19 protein-coding genes are annotated in these 18,938 nt (G+C 61.4%); 8 read left to right on the top strand and 11 right to left on the bottom strand.

Features of this window, described 5'->3' with window-relative positions; all coding sequences use genetic code 11:
- Position 1 precedes the first annotated feature (1 nt).
- Positions 2-928: a Flp pilus assembly protein CpaB gene (cpaB, locus tag FFI16_RS23405; RefSeq protein WP_099488030.1), complete on the bottom strand. Its 927-nt coding sequence runs from the start codon at positions 926-928 to the stop codon at positions 2-4.
- A 331-nt stretch (positions 929-1,259) separates the two neighbouring features.
- Between cpaB and FFI16_RS23400 the strand changes: the two genes are divergently transcribed.
- Together FFI16_RS23400 and FFI16_RS23395 are read left to right on the top strand one after the other, a co-directional pair.
- On the top strand, positions 1,260-1,454 hold the full coding sequence (locus FFI16_RS23400) for a Flp family type IVb pilin (protein ID WP_017136716.1): 195 nt from the start codon (positions 1,260-1,262) through the stop codon (positions 1,452-1,454).
- Between the two features lie 60 nt (positions 1,455-1,514).
- Positions 1,515-1,922, top strand: coding sequence for a response regulator (locus tag FFI16_RS23395; protein WP_138817011.1), 408 nt, complete (start codon positions 1,515-1,517; stop codon positions 1,920-1,922).
- Between the two features lie 67 nt (positions 1,923-1,989).
- Here the strand turns inward: FFI16_RS23395 and FFI16_RS23390 are convergent, their stop codons facing one another.
- From FFI16_RS23390 to FFI16_RS23375, 4 genes are all read right to left on the bottom strand, one after another.
- On the bottom strand, positions 1,990-3,672 hold the full coding sequence (locus FFI16_RS23390) for a ShlB/FhaC/HecB family hemolysin secretion/activation protein (protein ID WP_138817010.1): 1,683 nt from the start codon (positions 3,670-3,672) through the stop codon (positions 1,990-1,992).
- A 183-nt stretch (positions 3,673-3,855) separates the two neighbouring features.
- Positions 3,856-5,637 carry a collagen-like triple helix repeat-containing protein gene (locus FFI16_RS23385; protein ID WP_256666281.1) on the bottom strand — a complete coding sequence of 594 codons (1,782 nt, stop codon included), beginning with the start codon at positions 5,635-5,637 and terminating at the stop codon, positions 3,856-3,858.
- A 302-nt stretch (positions 5,638-5,939) separates the two neighbouring features.
- Positions 5,940-6,788, bottom strand: a complete 849-nt coding sequence (locus FFI16_RS23380) for a MaoC/PaaZ C-terminal domain-containing protein (RefSeq protein WP_138817009.1) — start codon at positions 6,786-6,788, stop codon at positions 5,940-5,942.
- Positions 6,789-6,790: 2 nt separating this feature from the next.
- Positions 6,791-8,134 (bottom strand): 3-oxoacyl-ACP reductase, encoded by a 1,344-nt coding sequence (locus FFI16_RS23375; protein ID WP_138817008.1) that lies wholly within the window; start codon positions 8,132-8,134, stop codon positions 6,791-6,793.
- 114 nt (positions 8,135-8,248) lie between these two features.
- Between FFI16_RS23375 and FFI16_RS23370 the strand changes: the two genes are divergently transcribed.
- Both FFI16_RS23370 and FFI16_RS23365 read left to right on the top strand, forming a co-directional pair.
- Entirely contained in the window at positions 8,249-9,526 is a 1,278-nt protein-coding gene (locus FFI16_RS23370; protein ID WP_138817007.1) for an acetyl-CoA C-acetyltransferase, read from the top strand.
- Between the two features lie 134 nt (positions 9,527-9,660).
- Positions 9,661-10,557 (top strand): PA4780 family RIO1-like protein kinase, encoded by an 897-nt coding sequence (locus FFI16_RS23365; protein ID WP_138817006.1) that lies wholly within the window; start codon positions 9,661-9,663, stop codon positions 10,555-10,557.
- Between the two features lie 164 nt (positions 10,558-10,721).
- Here FFI16_RS23365 and cueR read toward each other — a convergent pair whose 3' ends face one another.
- The 3 genes from cueR to FFI16_RS23350 form a co-directional block, all read right to left on the bottom strand.
- The gene (cueR, locus tag FFI16_RS23360; RefSeq protein ID WP_138817005.1) at positions 10,722-11,123 is read right to left on the bottom strand and encodes a Cu(I)-responsive transcriptional regulator; all 402 of its coding nucleotides are present in this window, start codon (positions 11,121-11,123) and stop codon (positions 10,722-10,724) included.
- Positions 11,120-13,321 carry a cation-translocating P-type ATPase gene (locus FFI16_RS23355; RefSeq protein ID WP_138817004.1) on the bottom strand — a complete coding sequence of 734 codons (2,202 nt, stop codon included), beginning with the start codon at positions 13,319-13,321 and terminating at the stop codon, positions 11,120-11,122. The genes cueR and FFI16_RS23355 overlap by 4 nt, the downstream gene beginning before the upstream one ends.
- A 65-nt stretch (positions 13,322-13,386) precedes the next feature.
- Entirely contained in the window at positions 13,387-13,767 is a 381-nt protein-coding gene (locus FFI16_RS23350) for a hypothetical protein (protein ID WP_138817003.1), read from the bottom strand.
- 147 nt (positions 13,768-13,914) lie between these two features.
- Between FFI16_RS23350 and FFI16_RS23345 the strand changes: the two genes are divergently transcribed.
- Positions 13,915-14,112: a heavy-metal-associated domain-containing protein gene (locus tag FFI16_RS23345; RefSeq protein ID WP_138817002.1), complete on the top strand. Its 198-nt coding sequence runs from the start codon at positions 13,915-13,917 to the stop codon at positions 14,110-14,112.
- An 87-nt stretch (positions 14,113-14,199) separates the two neighbouring features.
- The gene (locus FFI16_RS23340; protein ID WP_138817001.1) at positions 14,200-15,393 is read left to right on the top strand and encodes a multidrug effflux MFS transporter; all 1,194 of its coding nucleotides are present in this window, start codon (positions 14,200-14,202) and stop codon (positions 15,391-15,393) included.
- Positions 15,394-15,401: 8 nt separating this feature from the next.
- Here FFI16_RS23340 and FFI16_RS23335 read toward each other — a convergent pair whose 3' ends face one another.
- From FFI16_RS23335 to FFI16_RS23325, 3 genes are all read right to left on the bottom strand, one after another.
- A complete protein-coding gene (locus tag FFI16_RS23335) occupies positions 15,402-15,584 on the bottom strand; it encodes a hypothetical protein (RefSeq protein WP_017134711.1) in 183 nt (60 codons plus the stop codon).
- Positions 15,585-15,729: 145 nt separating this feature from the next.
- Entirely contained in the window at positions 15,730-16,743 is a 1,014-nt protein-coding gene (locus FFI16_RS23330; RefSeq protein WP_138817000.1) for a zinc-binding alcohol dehydrogenase family protein, read from the bottom strand.
- 25 nt (positions 16,744-16,768) lie between these two features.
- A complete protein-coding gene (locus FFI16_RS23325; protein ID WP_138816999.1) occupies positions 16,769-17,062 on the bottom strand; it encodes a putative quinol monooxygenase in 294 nt (97 codons plus the stop codon).
- A gap of 118 nt (positions 17,063-17,180) precedes the next feature.
- On the opposite strand from FFI16_RS23325, the gene FFI16_RS23320 reads away from it, so the two are divergent.
- Together FFI16_RS23320 and FFI16_RS23315 are read left to right on the top strand one after the other, a co-directional pair.
- Positions 17,181-18,110, top strand: coding sequence for a LysR family transcriptional regulator (locus tag FFI16_RS23320; protein ID WP_138816998.1), 930 nt, complete (start codon positions 17,181-17,183; stop codon positions 18,108-18,110).
- 133 nt (positions 18,111-18,243) lie between these two features.
- Positions 18,244-18,930: a helix-turn-helix transcriptional regulator gene (locus FFI16_RS23315; protein ID WP_138816997.1), complete on the top strand. Its 687-nt coding sequence runs from the start codon at positions 18,244-18,246 to the stop codon at positions 18,928-18,930.
- The last annotated feature ends 8 nt before the right edge of the window (positions 18,931-18,938 follow it).

Genomic DNA, 18,938 nt, shown 5'->3' with positions numbered 1-18,938 from the left:
TTCAGTCGGGTGTTTGTTGGGTTGCTTGATTGCCGCGTATCACCTCGACACCGGTGCGGCGCGCGGGGCCACCCTGGGCGACTTTTTTGGGCGCCTGGACGAAGGCCAGTTGGGTGAATTGGTAGAGGTCGCGGTTAGCGCTTTGCAGCTTGCCCGGTGCATCGCTCTCACCGGCCCAGTAGTGGCTCAGCAAGCGTTCATCGGCGCTGCGCACCGCCAGGCGCAAGGTGCCGGCCTGGGTCGCCAGCATCAGTTGGCTCAGCAGTTGTTCGGGCACCGCCAGCACCACGGTGCGAGAGGGCGCATGGCGCTGGGCTTTTTCTTCGGCGGTCATTGCCGGCGGTGAAGCGGGAACGCCGTCGTTGGTCAGGCCCATTTGATCGCCGACACTGAGCAGGCGCATGGCAGGGATCACCACTTGAGCGGATTGTTCGACGTTGGCGACGTCCTGGCGCAGGTACAGCAACACGTCCACATAGTCGCCTGGGCTCAATTGGCCGGCAGCGCCAATCACTTCATCGACGGCAACCGCGAGGGCGCGTTCGTTGGGGCGGATCATGCGGGCCAGTGGGCCACCGGGGCTGAAGCTCTCATCGTTGAGCCAGGTGCCGGCCTGCAAGGCGCGCCATGGTGTGCGGCCGATGGCCTGGTCAACACTGGTCATACTGCCCGCTGGCGCTGTGCGCAGTTTTTCGATGCTCAGGTCTGCGGCGGTCAGGGCAATAAAGGGCGGTACATCGTGGGCCAGCACCACCACCGATTGGCGGGTCTGGTCCTCGACCACGGCGACGGCTTTTTCGACGGGTGCAGTTGGCGGCGGTGGCGGCGCTGGGGCAGGCTCGCGGCTGAGCACCAAACCCCAGTAACCGGCAAACAGCGCACCGACCAAAAGCACACCGGCCAGTACCATGCTGAGACGCGTGTTCATGACGGCTCTCCTTTTCCTGTTGCACTAAAACCCGTCGATCCCAACAGGCTAATTCCGCAACTCGGCTGCTATGAACAGTGACTAACTATTTCGCTATTTGAAGGTAGTTCAGCTAGGACAAAATGCCATTACTGACAGAAAGATTTCTTCGCGAAGGCCCTCGATAGCCTTAAAAACAAGGGATTCAGGCGTCAGTAAAATGACCACTACTTTGTGATTAATCAGTTCTTACAGTTGTGAGGGCGGGGTTTGTTGACAATGCTCAGGTGGCACATGGCAATTACTGTGCAGCACCGAGCTAGGGCGTCTGGTCGCCCAAAGGAGTAGTACGATGATCCTCGAACTGTTGATTAAACTCCATGTTCAACTTCAGCTACTTTTTCATCGCAAAGAAGGCGCGACCGCGATTGAATATCTGATTCTGGTGGCAATTGTAGCATTGGTGATACTGGCAGCCGGGACGACGCTGGGGCCTCAGATTACGGCCTTCTTTGCCAGGATTCAGGCGGCGATTACCGCGTTGTGAGTTTGGGGTGGCCTGTTGTTGATTTCAGACGGTTTTGATTGGTGACAGCAGGTAGTGCCCATGAATGCTGCAGCCGCACCTTTGCGTCAACAAATCCTGTTGGTGGACGACGAAGAAGATGCCCTCGTAGAACTGGCGGAGTCGCTGGAGAACGAGGGCTTCGTTTGTTTTACCGCTACCTCGGTCACGTTCGCTTTGCAGGAGCTGACCCTGCACCCCGACATTGCCCTGGTGATCACTGACCTGCGTATGCCTGAGGAAAGTGGCATCTCCCTGATCAAGCGCCTGCGCGAGCATACCAGTCGCTCGCATCTGCCGGTGATCGTGATGTCTGGCCATGCCGAGATGGATGATGTGAGCGACATGCTGCGCTTGCAGGTGTTGGATCTGTTTCGCAAGCCCATCTATCTGGTGCGCTTGATTGATACGCTTAACAGTCTCTTTCCGTTGCAGAAGTCTCGCCCGTAACAGGGCGTGTGTGAATACAATTGTGTGGGAGCAGGCAAGCCAGCTCCCACATTTTGATTGCGTAGACTTACAACTGATAACTAAAACTCAAGGTATACCGCGGCCGCCGGTTAAAGCTGTCCAGGGCGATGTCCGACATCGGCTTGGCCGCTTCCAGCGCGATGTTGTAGTACTTGTTATCGCCAAAGCGCAGGCCTACGGCCGCCGAGGACATGTCGTTGCCTTTGACCGGCAGTTCGTTGAACCAGGTCTTGGCGCGGTCAAGCACCACGTAGGGTTGCAGGATCTTCACCCAGTCGCCAGCGCGGTTGAAGCTGTAGTTGACCTCATACGCCACGCCCCAACCCTTGTCGCCCGAAGCTTGATCATCGGGGTAGCCACGGCCAAAGTTCTGCCCGCCGAAGGTGGCGCGCTCGCTGTCGGGCAAGGTGGCGTCGCTCCAGTAGAACGCACCCGAAAGCACGCCTTGCCAGTTGTCGAAGAACTTGTCGCTCTGCACCCCGGACAGGCGCAGGCGGAAGAAGTCCAGGTCAGGTTTTGCCGTGCCCAGGTCGCTGTGGGCTCTGGCACCCAGGCCGTTGATGCCTTGGTACAGCCCGGCGCTGACGATGCGCAACTGGCGGGTGTCGGACTTGCGCCAGTCGCCTTCAAAGGCCAGTGCGCGCAGGTCGCTTTCGATGTCGAAACGGTTGGGGTAGCCCACCAGTTGATAGCGCGTGGTCTGGTCCACCGCATACAGGCGTGTGGCCAGGGTCAGTGATTCATTGGGTGAGGCAATCAGTGGGTGGCTGAGGCCGATGGTGTAGCGGTCGATCGACTGGTGCGGCTTAAGCTCGAAGCCTCCGTCCAGCTGGATATTGCTCCTGGGGTCGGCGCGGTAACGCTCGGCGCCCAGTATCAACTGGCTGCCCTCGGCATTGATGAATTGGCTGTAGCCCACGCGGTAGTAATGTTCTTTGTCGTCACCCGGTGGGAACAGGCCGCTGACGTAGAGCTGCTCGCCCATGGACGTCTGGGAATTACTGGTGGCAGTGAGCAACGCTTGGGTGCCGTTACGGTTGTTGTCGACCAGGCTCATGCTGGTGGTGAACGGCTTGCGCGAGGCCTCGATCTTCATGTGCGTGGCGCCATCGGTGGTGCCCGGCGGCGGCACTTGCGCCTGCAGGGTCACGCCGGGAATACGCCCCATCAGCGTGGTATAGCGCTCGAACGTCTTGCGCGTGAGCGGGCGTTCGGCCAGCAGCTTGTTAGCGAGCTTGTCGACGTAGGCCGAGACTGAGCCGATGTCGCCGCTTTGCTCGTAATCCTTGATGTAGCCCTCCACCAACACCACGCGCACCAGGCCGTTTTCGAAGGTCTGTTGCGGCAGGAATGCGTAGGACAACAGGTAGCCGTCCTGCTGGTAGCGACGCGTGATCGCACGGGTGGCTTCGATCAGTTGCGCGAGGTTGGTCTCACGGCCAATCAACGGTGCGTAGGCCTTGGCCGTTTCGTCCAGCGGGTAGATTGTACCGCCCTCGATCTGCAGCTTGCGGATAGTGACTTTGGTGTCCATCTGCAACGGCTGGTTCTGGGTGGCAGGCGCTTGCGGCAACTGGGTCTGGGGTGTGGCCGGTCGATAAGCGTCGGCGGGGAGGTTGGGCACCGGCAGGTTGCGGATGGTGTCGTTGCTGTTGAGGAAGCTGGGAAGGGTCTCGGCCTGAACGTAAGCACTGAGGGTGAGCAATAACAACGGCGTCATTACGCGCATAGGACACTCCATGGTCAAACTGCAGCAGCGCTTCGGACCCGCCGGGTTCTGGGACGCGGTTCGGGAGGGCGAGGTTTTTTAGACAAGACCGGCCCATAAAAAAGACGAGAGACTTATAAGGGTCTCTCGTCTCAACCAAGCGTAGGCGCTGTAGGGGAGGCCGTCTAATCGGCCAGGTGCAATTTATTTTTTGCCGGTAAGGCCATTCAGTAAACCGCCCAGACCGCCGCTTGTACCTGTGCTTGCGCTGCCGCTGGCCGAGGTGCCGGTGCCGGTGCCGGTGCCGCCGGTGAGGCCACCGAGCAAACCACCGCTACTGCCACTGGTGCCGCCGGTGACCAAACCACCTATCGAGCCTACGGTGTTGCCGACTGTGGTGACAGTGGTGCCTACCGCGTTAGTGACTGGGTTGGCGTTGGCGGCGGTCAGGTTAGTGCCGAGACTGCTCACCGCACCGCCGACTTGGGTCACCAGGCCGTTGACTGGTGCGCCGAGGCCTGTCGTGGTGCCGACGTTTTGGGTCAGGCTAGCCACACCGGACGTTACTGGGTTGAGCGCCGCGCCGACGTTAGTGGCCAAGCCTGCCACCGGCGCGGTGGCGGCGGTGTTGGCGACGCCAGTACCGCCGATAACGGTGCCGAGCGAGGCGACCGTGTTGCCCAATGCGCCACCGGTTACACCTGCCGCACTCACAGTGCCGTTGGTGTTGCCGGCATTCAGGCCGTTGCCCACGTTGGCCACCAGGCCGCCAACCAGTTCAGGTATACCGGGCGCTGCGGCGCCGCTGGCTGGAGCGACATAGCCGCCGGATTTATCCAGTGTGCCGCCTACGCCCGTCAGAGCGCTGCCGACAATGGTGGTAACAGGGTTGCCGGTGCCGCCAGCACTGGCGACTTGAGTGCCCAGGCCGGTGACGGTGCTGCCGACTTTATCCAGCAGCCCATTCACAGGGTTGCCCAGGCCGGTGGCCTTGCCGAGGTTGCCGGTGGTGTTTTCCACCAGCGACACCACCGGCACCAGTACTTTGCCACCGACTGTGTTAGTCAACGAGCCCAGTGGGCCAGTGGTGCTGGCCGTGCTGACGGTATCGCCGAGCATGGTGACAGCCTGGCCGACTTTATCCACAACACCGCCTACCGCACCACCCACGCCACCGGTCAAGCCGCCCACTACCGGCACACCGCCGAGGGTGGTCGAGAGCGATTTCCCGGTGGTCGACAGGCCATCGCCCAGGTCGGCAACGCCATTCCCCACACCTGCGACGGTGATGCCCAGGGAGTTGCTGTTAGTGCCCAACGAACCAAGGCCGCTGGTGACGCCAGTGCCGATGCTGGTGACCGCAGTGCCGGTCGCCGTAACCAGGCCGCCTGCTGTTGTGCCGACGATAGGCACATTGTTCAAGGTCGAACCGAGGTCACCGACTGCTGCGCCTACGTTACCGACAGTGCCTCCGAGGGTGCCGGCAATCTGGCCGGTAACCAGAGGTGTAGTGGTCGAACCGGTGCCGCCGCCAGTGCCACCACCTGTACCGCCGCCAGTGCCGCCGCCAGTGCCACCACCTGTACCGCCGCCAGTGCCACCGCCGGTTCCGCCACCTGTGCCGCCGCCAGTACCACCGCCGGTTCCGCCACCGGTGCCGCCGCCAGTACCACCGCCGGTTCCGCCACCTGTGCCGCCGCCAGTGCCACCGCCGGTTCCGCCATCTGTGCCGCCGCCAGTACCACCGCCGGTTCCACCATCTGTGCCGCCGCCAGTGCCGCCGCCGGTTCCGCCATCTGTGCCGCCGCCAGTGCCGCCGCCGGTTCCACCACCCGCGCCGCTACCTGCACCCGCATCAGGAGATGAGGCCGCCACACTGCTGTGATGCCCGCCACCACCGCTGCTGCAGCCACCGAGGCTCATCGCCATGACCAGGGCCAGCGCGGTACTTGCTTTCCAAAGCACTACTTGAGTTTGAGTTTTCATGATTGAGTTCCCTTGCACCTGTACAACCTGGGTTGTTTTCAAACGCTCGTTATTTCTAGGGATAGCGATACGTTTGTCCGTGTTGTCATCACAGACCCGGGCACTCTTTCGCGCAACGCTCAACTTGGTATTAACGATTTATATACACCAGGCCGTGGTCGGCTTAATGACTAATACGAAGGGTGTAATCGAGGGGTGTAACAAGATATATATATGTTAAAAATCATTGGTTTGAATAAAGAAGCGGACGCCTGGGCGTCCGCTATAACTTAAGGTGTATATATACAATTAATGTGCATTTTTCAGGCGATGGGTCGCCACTTACCGAGCATATGTTGAATATCGCCGGGGCCTTTCAACTGCAACTCTCCGCTCGAGCCTGCGGCACTGCTGAGCAATATCACTTCACTGGGCAGGCGTACCGGTTTTTTGAACTCGACTTGTATTTCTACATTGGCGGCAGGCAAATGTTCATTCAGCGCGGCCAATGTTCGCGCGGTATTCCACAGCCCATGAGCAATCGCCTGGGGAAAGCCGAACAGCTTGGCCGTCAGCGCGCTCAGGTGGATCGGGTTGTAGTCGCCGGATACCCGCGCATATTGCCGACCGATATCCGCGGGCGCCTTCCACCGCGCGACTTCGCTGACAGTGCCGCAGACAGATAAAGGCGTCTCTTGCGTTTCGCCGTCCAGTTTCACGCCTCGACACAACATACGGCTGTCGGCTTCCCACAACAGTCCCAGCGCATCCTCCACCGTAGTCACAATGTCAAAGGTCGCCCCCTTGGCGTGGGGCTGCAGATTGTGCGCGTATACGCCAACTATCAGGTTATTCACGCCGCCCAATGGCCGATGGATGCGGATACGGTTGCTCAGGTGAATCAGCCCCAGCAGCGGAAAGGGGAAATGTTTGTCTGTGAGCAACTGCATCTGCAAACCGAACGCCAGGATATGCGGATAAGTGCCCGGCAGCACCGGGCTGTCGGCAAACCCGCAGACCCTGCGATAGGCCGCGACGTGCTCAGGGTTCACGCGTACATGGCAGCGTAATCCGCCATCAGGCAAGGTGCTGCCGCTGATCTTGCGCTTGAGCGCCGCCCGCCCATACAGCGGCAACAGAAACGGGGTGCTGTCCAATGTCTGCCACTGCATAGTCACGCTCCCAGCAAGCTTTGCCCACACACGCGCAGCGCCTGGCCGCTGACGGCCCCGGAACCCGGCTGCCCGAGCCAGGCGACGGCTTCGGCCACGTCCTGGGGCAAACCACCCTGGCCCAAAGAACTCATGCGCCGTCCGGCTTCACGCAAGGCGAAAGGAATGTGCGCGGTCATCTGGGTTTCGATAAAACCCGGCGCGACCGCATTGATGCTGATGCCACGCTCGCCCAGCAGCGGCGCCCACGCCTGGGCCAGGCCAATAAGCCCGGCCTTGCTCGCGGCGTAGTTGGTTTGCCCGCGATTACCGGCAATCCCGCTGATGGACGCCAGCAGCACCACGCGGCCGTTGTCGTGCAGGGTGCCGCTGTCGAGCAGGGCTTTGGTCAGCACTTGTGGCGCGTTGAGGTTGACCGCCAATACCGCGTCCCAGTATTCCGGGGTCATGTTGGCCAGGGTTTTATCACGGGTGATGCCGGCGTTATGCACCACGATGTCGATGCCGTCCGGCAGGTGTTCGATCAACTGTGTGGCCGCGTCTTCGGCGCAGATATCCAGCACCACTGTGCGCGCGCCTAATCGAGCGGCGAGGGCTTCGAGATCGGCCTTGGCCTGGGGCACATCCAGCACGATCACTTCGGCGCCGTCACGCGCCAGGGTTTCGGCAATGGAGGCGCCGATACCACGCGCAGCACCGGTGACCAGCGCCTTGCGCCCGGCCAGTGGCCGCGTCCAGTCTTCAACCGGGGTGGCGCAGGCTTGCAGGCGAATGACTTGGCCGGAGATATACGCACTTTTCGGCGACAGGAAGAAGCGCAACGCACCTTCCAACTGATCCTCGGCACCATCGCCCACATACAGCAGTTGCAACACACCGCCGCTGCGCAGTTCCTTGGCCAGTGACCGGCTGAAACCCTCCAGGGCACGCTGGGCACTGGCGGCAAACGGGTCGCTGAGGCTTTCCGGCGCGCGTCCCAGAATCACCAGGTGTGCGCTGTGATCGAGATTTTTCAGCAAGGGCTGAAAGAATTCGCGCAGTTGCTTGAGCTGGTCGGTGTGCCGCAAGTCGCTGGCGTCAAATACCACGGCCTTGAGCTTGGGGCCGTGGCCTGGAATCCAGGTCGACGACTCGGCGCCGTAGGTGTAAATCGCGTCGGTCAGTCTGTGCGCAAACTCCTGCACTTTGGCGGCCAGCGCGCCGCCGCCCAGCAGCAGTGCACCCTCTACCGGGCGCAGGCGTCCTGCCTGCCAGCGTTCCAGGCGTACCGGTGACGGCAGGCCAATGGCGGCGACCAGGCGATGGCCGAGGCTTGAGTTGGCGAAGTCGATATAACGGTCAGACATGGAACGCTCTCCGAGTGCAGGGGTTCAAACGGTGGACCATCAATAGGTGAAAGTCGTTCGATTGAGCCTAGGCTAGGCTTGATGATTCCACTCACAACCTTCAGGGAGCTTTCCATGACTCAATTGCGCCGTGTAGCGATCATTGGCGGTAACCGCATCCCCTTCGCCCGTTCCAATGGCCCGTATGCCACGGCGAGTAACCAGGCGATGCTCACCGCTGCCCTCGAAGGCCTGATCGAGCGCTACAACCTGCACGGCCTGCGCATCGGTGAGGTGGCGGCCGGTGCGGTGCTCAAGCATTCGCGCGACTTCAACCTCACCCGCGAATGCGTGCTGGGCTCGCGCTTGTCGCCGCAAACCCCGGCCTATGACATTCAGCAGGCGTGCGGCACCGGGCTGGAAGCGGCGTTGCTGGTGGCCAACAAGATTGCCCTGGGGCAGATCGAGTGTGGGATTGCCGGTGGCGTCGACACCACCTCCGATGCGCCGATTGGTGTGAATGAAGGCCTGCGCAAAATCTTGTTGCAAGCCAACCGCAGCAAGTCCATGGCGGACAAATTAAAAGTCCTGTTACAACTTCGTCCCCATCACCTTAAGCCGGAGCTGCCGCGCAATGGCGAGCCGCGCACCGGCCTGTCTATGGGCCAGCATTGCGAGCTGATGGCGCAGACCTGGCAGATCCCGCGCGCCGAGCAGGATCAATTGGCATTGGAAAGCCATCAGAAAATGGCTGCGTCCTACGCCGAAGGCTGGCACAACGATTTGCTCACGCCGTTTCTGGGCCTCACCCGTGACAACAACCTGCGCCCCGACCTCACCCTGGAAAAGCTCGCCAGCCTTAAACCGGCGTTCGAGCGCAGTGAAAAGGGCACGCTCACTGCCGGTAACTCCACGCCACTTACAGACGGCGCCTCCTTGGTGCTGCTGGGCAGTGAAGCCTGGGCCAAGGAGCGTGGCTTGCCGATCCTCGCCTATTTGCGCGACGGCGAAGCGGCGGCGGTGGATTTCGTCAACGGTGCCGAAGGCCTGTTGATGGCGCCGGTGTATGCGGTGCCACGCTTGCTGGCAAGAAACGGCCTGACGCTGCAGGATTTTGATTACTACGAGATTCACGAGGCCTTTGCTGCCCAGGTGTTGTGCACGCTCAAGGCCTGGGAAGACCCGGAATATTGCAAGACCCGCCTGGGGCTGGATGCGCCGTTGGGCGCCATTGACCGCAGCCGGCTCAATGTCAAAGGCAGCTCGTTGGCGGCCGGGCACCCGTTTGCCGCCACAGGCGGGCGCATCGTTGCCAACCTGGCCAAATTGCTCGACGCAGCGGGCAAAGGCCGGGGGCTGATTTCGATCTGTGCCGCCGGTGGTCAGGGTGTGACAGCGATCATTGAACGCTGATTGCCGATGAAATTGGCATATTGAGTGCATTCTTCAGTGGTCAGAGGTCGGTAGCCCCTCCCACCGGCGCGCCGATTGCCGTATAACGAGTGCCATACGCGTATTTGGTAATAAAGGACCCACAATAAAAGCTGATGAAGACTCCTAAACGCATTGAACCCCTGATCGAAGACGGTCTGGTCGACGAAGTGCTGCGCCCTCTCATGAGCGGTAAAGAAGCAGCTGTTTATGTGGTGCGCTGCGGCAATGAATTGCGTTGCGCCAAGGTTTACAAGGAGGCGAATAAACGAAGTTTTCGTCAGGCATCCGAATACCAGGAAGGCCGTAAGGTCCGTAACAGCCGTCAGGCCCGGGCCATGGCCAAAGGCTCCAAGTTCGGCAAAAAAGAAACCGAAGACGCTTGGCAGAACGCCGAAGTGGCGGCGTTGTTCCGCCTCGCCGGTGCGGGCGTTCGCGTGCCTCAGCCGTTCGACTTCCTCGAAGGCGTGCTGCTGATGGAACTGGTGGCCGACGAGTACGGCGACGCCGCGCCGCGTCTTAACGACGTGACGCTGGAGCCGGACCAGGCGCGCGAATACCACGCCTTCCTGATTTCCCAGATCGTACTGATGCTGTGTACCGGCTTGGTGCACGGTGACCTGTCCGAGTTCAACGTACTGCTCACGCCGACCGGCCCGGTGATCATCGACCTGCCCCAGGCAGTGGATGCGGCAGGCAACAACCACGCGTTCAGCATGCTGGAGCGGGATGTGGGCAACATGGCTTCCTACTTCGGGCGTTTTGCCCCGGAGTTGAAGAAGACCAAATACGCCAAGGAAATGTGGGCGCTGTACGAAGCCGGCACCTTGCACCCAACCAGCGTGTTGACCGGCGAGTTTGACGAGCCGGAAGAGCTGGCGGATGTGGGCGGTGTGATCCGTGAAATCGAAGCGGCGCGGCTGGACGAAGAGCGCAAACAAGCGATTCGGGCGGCGGATGATGCGCCAGCGACCAAGACCGCGGAAGAACCGCCGCCGCCTTGGATGCAGTGATCTTCAATTAGAAGACGATCAAAATGTGGGAGCTGGCTTGTGTGGGAGCTGGCTTGCCTGCGATGCAGACACCTCGGTATGTCAGTTACACCGAGGTGAGGCTATCGCAGGCAAGCCAGCTCCCACATGATCCAGTTCCCAGATTAGGTTTTTTACAGGTCTGATCAGGCGCAACAGCCGCCCGACGCCAACTCCTTGAGTATCGGGCAATCCGGTCGATGATCGCCCTGGCAGTGTTCCACCAGGTCCTGCAACGTATCGCGCAACTGCCCCAGTTCCAGAATCTTCTGGTTCAACTCCTCGATATGCTGGCGCGCCAGGGCTTTTACGTCGGCGCTGGCCCGCTGGCGGTCTTGCCATAAGGTCAGCAGCTTGCCGACCTCTTCCAACGAAAACCCCAGATCCCGTGAGCGTTTGATAAACGCCAGCGTGTGCAAGTCATCGCTGCCATACATGCGGTAGCCGCTGTCGGTGCGGTGCGCGGCTTTGAGCAGGCCGATGGATTCGTAGTAGCGAATCATCTTGGCGCTCAACCCGCTCTGGCGGGCGGCCTGGCCGATGTTCATGGGCGTTGATCCTCGTAGTCCTTGGGCTTCCAAGTTTTCAACAATAACGCATTGCTCACCACGCTGACGCTGGACAAGGCCATAGCCGCACCTGCCAATACCGGGTTGAGCAAGCCGAAGGCTGCCAGCGGAATGCCGATCAAGTTATACACAAAGGCCCAGAACAGGTTCTGGCGGATTTTTGCGTAGGTCTTGCGGCTGATCTCCAGGGCGGCCGGCACCAGGCGCGGGTCGCCGCGCATCAGTGTGATCCCGGCGGCGTGCATCGCCACATCGGTGCCACCGCCCATGGCGATGCCGATATCGGCGGCCGCCAGGGCTGGGGCATCGTTGATGCCATCGCCGACCATGGCGACTACGCCAGTTTTTTTCAACTCGACCACAGTGGCGGCCTTGTCGGCGGGCAGCACTTCGGCGTGTACATCATCAATGCCCAGCGCCAGGGCGACCACACGGGCACTGCCGCGATTATCGCCGGTGAGCAAGTGGCTGCTGATGTGCTGGAATTTGAGTTGTTCCACGGCTTCCAATGCGCCGGGCTTGAGGGTGTCGCCAAACGCAAACAGCCCCAACACGCGTGGTTGTGCGCCTTGCTCAATCAGCCACGACAAGGTGCGGCCTTCGGCTTCCCAGGCTTGGGCAGACTCGGCCAGCTCACCTGGGCTCAAGCCGTTCTCGTCGAGCATTCGGCGGTTACCCAAGGCCAGTTGCCGGCCATCGAGCGTGCCGGCAATGCCACGGCCGGTCAGGGACTGACTGGCACTCACGTCCGCCACGTCCAAGCCTTTTTCCTTACACGCCTCCAGCACGGCCTTGGCCAACGGATGCTCGCTGCCGCGTTGCAAGGCGCCGGCTTGTTGCAGCAATAGATCTTCATTGCCATCCACCGCCGCCAAGTGCGCAATTTTTGGCGCGCCGGAGGTCAGCGTGCCGGTCTTGTCGAACACCACCGCGCTGACCGCATGGGCGCGCTCCAGGGCTTCGGCGTCCTTGATCAGAATGCCGTAGCGTGCGGCGACGCCGGTGCCGGCCATGATTGCGGTCGGCGTGGCCAGGCCCAAGGCGCATGGGCAAGCGATCACCAGCACCGCGACCGCATTGATGACCGCGGTTTCCACCGATGCGCCGTACAACCACCAGCCCACCAAGGTGATCAACGCCAGCACCAGCACGCTGGGCACAAACACCTGGCTGACTTTATCCACCAGTTTCTGGATCGGTGCTTTAGCGGCCTGGGCGTCTTCCACCAGACGGATGATCCGCGCCAGCACACTTTCTGCGCCCAGCGCCTGGGTGCGGACCAGCAAACGGCCTTCGCCATTGATGGCGCCGCCGGTGACCTTGTCGCCCGGCTGTTTCGGCACGGGCAGGCTCTCGCCGCTGATCAACGCCTCGTCGGCATGGCTTTGGCCGTCCACCACTTCACCGTCCACCGGGAAGCGCTCGCCGGGTATGACCAGCACCAGGTCGTCGAGCTTCAACGCGGTGATGGCGACGTCTTCTTCACGGCCTTCAAACACGCGAATCGCGCGCTCCGGGCGCAGGGCTTCGAGGGCACGGATGGCGCTGGCAGTCTGGCGCTTGGCGCGGCTTTCGAGGTATTTGCCCAGCAACACCAGGGCGATCACCACGGCTGAGGCTTCGAAATACAGGTGCGGCATAGTGCCCACGGGCGCGGTGAGCCATTCATAAATGCTCAGCCCATAGCCGGCGCTGGTGCCGATGGCCACCAGCAAGTCCATATTGCCAGCGCCGGCGCGCACGGCTTTCCAGGCGGCTATATAAAAGCGCGCGCCAAAGATGAATTGCACGGGAGTGGCCAACGCGAATTGCACCCAGGCCGGGAGCATCCAGTGCAGGCCGAACGGCTCCACCAGCATCGGCAGCACTAATGGAAGCGCCAACGCAATGGCCAACAACAACGACCAGCGCTCACGGTGCAGGCGCTGCGCCTGGTTGGTCTCGGTGACGGTTTCGCTTTGCGGCAAGGTGGCGGTGTAGCCGGCTTTGTCGACGGCGGCGATCAACACGCCGGGGTCCATCTGGCCGAGTACTTCGACGTGGGCACGTTCGTTGGCCAGGTTGACGCTGACGCTTTGCACCCCCGGCACCTTGCCCAGCGCGCGCTCGACACGCCCGGCGCAGCTGGCGCAGGTCATGCCGCTGATGGGCAGGTCAAAGGTGGTGGATCCATTCATGGGGCAGTCCTCCAGAGAAGTTGCCCCTAGCATCAACCTTGACCTGTGGGGAAGGTCAAGCGTGTTCAGTAATCCAATGCAGCGTTCTTCAGGTAAATGCCATCCGGGCCTTGCGCGATGCGTACTTTGCGCACGTCTCCGGCTTTAAGCGTGATGTTCTGCGCAGGCGGTGCGAGCATGCCCGGCAGGCACCCTGGCGACTGGCCCGGCAGCAGCTTGAGGCGCAGCGACAGATTGCCCGCCGGCAAGTTGAACGAGGTGGTCTGTTCCTGGAACAGACGCGCGGCCAATTGGTCATTGAGGTAGATGCCGATTTCGCAATTGGTTGGCACTTCCAGGCGCTCGCGGGAAATGATCAACACCGCGTAGTCTTGGTCCGCGTACGCCATGGGCGCAGCAGCAGACAAGCTCAACAGGCCGATAAGGCTAAAAAACGACCAGCGCATGGCGAATGCTCCGTGGTTCAAATCCAAGATGCATGAAGCTTGGCCGAGGCAACGCCGGAATACCAGCCCGGCCGCAATTTTGCGCGCTTGACCTTGCCATCGTGGCAAGCTTGAGACTGGCCCCAACCTCATCAAAGGAGTCATGTCATGCAAGTATTCAGTGTTGAAGGAATGACCTGCGGCCATTGTGTTCGGGCGGTCACTCAAGCAGTACAGAGCCGGGACCCGGCGGCGAGCGTCAATGTCAACCTGGCCGCCAAGGAAGTCGGGGTTGAAAGCCGGTTGTCCGCCGACCAAGTCATCGCGCTGATCACCGAAGAAGGCTACAGCGCCAAGCTTGCGTAAAATTTCCGATAGTTAGCGAGCTATCGTAATGTTCATCACACCCAAGCGCGGCTAGACTGTCGGGCTGCCGACTCACTTGGGTGTCTGATGAACCTCCGCATAATCCTGATTCTGGGCGCCTTGAGCGCCTTCGCGCCGTTGGCGATCGACTTCTACCTGCCGGGCTTTCCGGCGATGGCCACCGCCTTTGCCACCGACGAAAAACATATCCAGCTGACCCTCGCCGTGTATTTCGGCGGCCTGGCCATCGGCCAATTGATCTATGGGCCGCTGGCGGATCGTTTTGGTCGGCGCGTGCCGCTGCTTAGTGGCGTGACTCTGTTTACCCTGGCGTCTTTCGCCTGCGCCTACGCGCCGTCCCTGGATTGGTTGATCGGCGCGCGTTTTGTGCAGGCCCTTGGTGGCTGCGCGGGCATGGTGATTTCGCGGGCGGTGGTCAGCGACAAATGTGATGCCGTAGGCTCGGCCAAGGTCTATTCGCAGTTGATGCTGGTGACCGGCCTGGCGCCGATCCTCGCGCCATTGGCGGGTGGGGTGATGGTCGGACTGTGGGGCTGGCAGTCGATTTTCCTCGCGCTGTCGATCTTCAGCGTGATGGCCGCCATCGCCGTGGCGGTCGGGTTGCCGGAAACCTTGCCGGCCGACAAACCGCGTCAACCGTTGTCCGGCTCGCTGAGCCGTTATGTCAGCTTGTTGTCGGACCGGGTTTATTTGGGGTACGCCCTTACCGGCGGTATCTCGATTGCCGGAATGTTTGCCTACATCGCCGGTTCACCGTTCGTTTTTATCAAACTCTATGGCGTGCCCGCCGAGCATTACGGCTGGGTATTTGGCTCCAACGCCGCCGGCTTCATCCTGGTGGCGCAACTCAATGCGCGGTTGCTGGCCAAGCGTGGCCCGGCGTTTCTGCTGTCGCGCACAGTGTGGGTCTACGTGGCGGCCGCGTTGACGCTGTTGGGCATTGCCGCGCTGCGTACCGAGGCGTTATGGCCATTACTGGTGCCGCTGTTTATCTGCATCGCGAGCCTGGGCTGCATTTTGCCCAACACCTCGGCGTGTGCCATGGCCGGGCAGGGCGCACGGGCCGGCAGCGCCTCGGCGTTGCTCGGTTGCATTCAGTTTGGTGTGGCGGCGGGTGCGGCGTCGTTGGTCGGCGTATTGCACGACGGCACGGCGATGCCGATGGCGATGGTCATCAGCTTGTGCGGTGTATTGGCCGTGACGATTGCGATGTCGACCCAGCGCCTGCAACGGGCGAGGGCCGCGCAGGCGCAGGTCTGAGGTGCGGATCAGCCGGCGGCGGAACGTTGCTGGCTGAGGGGAATGCGGTGGGGCGCCTGGATACGGGCTTGCAGGGTGTCGGCAAAGGCGCGGGCCTCGGCCTCACTGCGGAAGGTGAAGGCGTCGCCGTCGAGGCTGACCTGCCATTTGTTGCCGGGGGATTTTGCTAACGCTCTTATCAGGATCTTCATTGCTGACTTCCTCACGTAAAAGAATCGTGGCAAAGGCGGCCAATATAAACCCGAATGCGTTCACAAATATGACAAAGATCAACTCTCTGACTAGCGGTGTCGTCCATTACTCACATGAATAATGGACGACGCTGACAGACGTTTTTTAGAACCCTTCCAGTACGATCTTGCCCTTGGCCTTGCCGCTTTCCAGCAGCGCATGGGCGCGGCGCAGGTTGGCGGCATTGATCACGCCGAAGTGCTCGCCCACTGTGGTTTTCAGGGTGCCGGCGTCGATCAGCTCGGCCACGCGGTTGAGCAGGTTGTGCTGTTCGATCATGTCCGGCGTCTCGAACATCGAGCGCGTGTACATGAACTCCCAGTGCAACGACAGGCTCTTGCGCTTGAGTTTGCTCACATCCAGCACCTTGGGGTCGTCGATCAACGCCAACTTGCCTTGCGGCTGCAGGGCTTCGACCAGTTGGTCAAGGTGAAGGTCGGTCTGGGTCAGGCTGGCGACGTGGGTCACTTGGGGCTGGCCGGCGTTTTTCAGCGCTTCGCTCAGCGGCTGGCTATGATCGATCACCACATCGGCACCGAGCGCCTTGGCCCATTCCTGGGTTTCCGGGCGTGAGGCGGTGCCGATCACGGTCAGCGCAGTGAGTTGCTTGGCCAGTTGGGTCAGGATCGAACCCACACCACCGGCTGCGCCGACGATCAGCAGGCTCTGGCCTTCATCTTCTTTACCTTCACGCACTTGCAGGCGCTCGAACAGCAGCTCCCAGGCGGTGATAGCGGTCAGTGGCAGTGCGGCGGCTTCGGCAAAACCCAGGCTCTTGGGCATATGGCCGACAATGCGCTCATCCACGGTGTGCAGTTCGCTGTTGCCGCCCGGACGTACCAGGGAGCCGGCGTAGAACACCTTGTCGCCGGCCTTGAACAGCGTCACTTCGCTGCCGACCGCCTTGACCACGCCAGCCACGTCCCAGCCCAGCACCTTGGCGGCGCCGTTTTCCGGGGCGACGTTCTGGCGCACTTTGGTGTCCACCGGGTTGACCGAGATGGCTTTGACTTCCACCAGCAGGTCACGTGGGCCAGCGACCGGCTCCGGCAGTTGGATGTCTTGCAGGGCGTTTTCGTCGGTGATCGGCAGTGAGGCGTAGTAGGCAATGGCTTTCATGATGGCTCCGGGAAAAGGGCAGTGGTCAGGCAAGAAATTTCAGGCGTTTGAGTTCGAAGTGTTCGAGCACGTCGGCAGCCTTGGCACGAAAGCTCTGGATATGCGCGCTCTGGTCATGGTCTGCCAGCGCCGCGTCGTCGCTCCAGCGTTCGAGCATGTAGAAGGTTTCTGGGTGTTGCAGATCCTGGTGCAGGTCGTACTGCTCGCAACCGGCTTCCAGGCGAGTCGGTTCCAACAGGCCGCGCAGCAGGGTTTCCAGCGTGGCCTGCTGGCCGGGTTTGGCGATCAGCGTGGCAATGACGTTAAAGGCAGCGGGCATATTCAACTCCAGACACGTGATGAACGGGATGGGCAGATGATTAGCTATTTCCAGCATGGATAAAAGCGGCTAAAACAGCAGTCTGTTTCAATAAAATTTTGATAATAGGCGAGGGTACATGCTGCGTTTTGATGATTTGCAGTTGTTTGTGCGGGCGGCGGACCTCGGCAGTTTGTCGGCCGCCGCGCGCATCATGGACCTCTCGCCTGCCGTGGCGAGCGCGGCGCTCAAGCGTATCGAACAGCAATTGGGCACGCGTTTGCTGGCGCGTTCCACCCGCAGTTTGCGCCTGACCGCTGAAGGCGAGGGCTTTTTGGAATATGCCCGCGCCGCACTGAGTTCGCTGGACGAAGGGCGGCGCTTGTTGGCCAGCGGCCAGGACCATGTCAGCGGCGTGCTGCAACTGTCAGCGCCGTCGGATTTCGGGCGCAACCAACTGTTGCCGTGGCTCGATGAGTTTCAGCTGGAATACCCGCAATTGAACATCCGCCTGCTGCTCGGCGACCGCATCGCCGACCTGTTCCGCCAGCCGGTGGATATCGCCCTGCGCTACGGCGAGCCTGAAGATTCCAGCCTGGTCGCGCTGCCCATCGCCCCGGACAATATTCGCGTGCTGTGCGCCGCGCCCAGTTACCTGGCGCGGCATGGCGAGCCCCGGCATCTTGAGCAGTTGGCGCAACACAATTGCCTGTTGTACATGCTGGGCAGCCGGGTCCACGACCACTGGGGGTTTTACGACGGCAAGCGCGAGGTCGGCCTGACGGTCAGCGGTGATCGCTTCAGTGACGACGCCGACGTGGTGCGCCGCTGGGCGGTGGCGGGTGTCGGCATTGCCTACAAGTCCTGGCTGGACGTGAGCACCGATGTGCTGGCGGGGCGTTTGCGCCTGGTGTTGCCGGAGCTGCGCGGCGAGCGCACGCCGCTCAACCTGCTGTGCGCCCACCGTGCGCAGTTGAGTAAACCGATCAATTTGCTGCGGGAAATGCTCGTGTCCCGTTGTGCGGCGTTGACCGCGCAAAGACCGGGGCTATTGAGCTCTGGGCAATAGCCTCCACAAAAGCCGGAAATTTCACTCAGATCCTGTCCCTATTCGCGCTGCCAGCCGCCGCCGAATGGGCGGTTTGCGCCCCTATACTTTGGTTCCAACCGCAGCAGACAAATGATTTACAAGGAGTGAATACATGGAAGAAGCACCTTGCATCAGTCAGATCGCCAGCTTGCTCGCTGAGCCAAAACGCACCGCCATGCTCTGGTCCTTGATGGACGGCTCAGAGAAAACCTCAGAAGAGTTGGCCACGCTGGCCGGGCTATCCGCAGCCTCGGCCAATGCGCATCTGGCGCGCCTTACCGGCAGCGGTTTGCTGCGCAGCGATGCCAAGCGTGGCAAGCGCGTGTTTCGTGTGGCGGCGGCCGATGTCTGTGCGGCTGTCGACGCGTTGGCCTGTACCGCCTTGAACTGCGCCGCACGCAGTACGCCGCAGGTTTCATTGCCGGTGTCATTGGTGCCGCCGCCGTTGCGGCGCGCGCGTTTATGCCAGGGGCACCTGGGCGGTGAACTGGCGGCGGGGCTTTATCAGCGCATGCTGGACGCCGGCTGGATCGACCGCTACGAACAGCGTACCGACGTGACCGTCACTGGCGCGCAGCAGTTCGCGACCCTGGGCATTTTTACCCAGGCACTGTCTGCGCCGTTGGCCTGCGACTGTTTTGACTGGAGCCAGCAGCAGCCGCACCTGGGTGGTGCGTTGGGCGCCGGGTTGTTGCAGTTGTTTTTGCAGTGCGGCTGGATCAACGCGGTCAACGAGTCGCGTGCCTTGCTGGTAACGGACCAGGGGCTTACGGAAATCAACCGTCTGGCCACGGCGTAGGCGCGTGC

The sequence above is a fragment of the Pseudomonas sp. KBS0710 genome, from assembly GCF_005938045.2.
Lineage (GTDB): Bacteria > Pseudomonadota > Gammaproteobacteria > Pseudomonadales > Pseudomonadaceae > Aquipseudomonas.
Note: the sequence above shows the minus strand (reverse complement) of the source record. Positions and strands in the feature narration are given on the sequence as shown.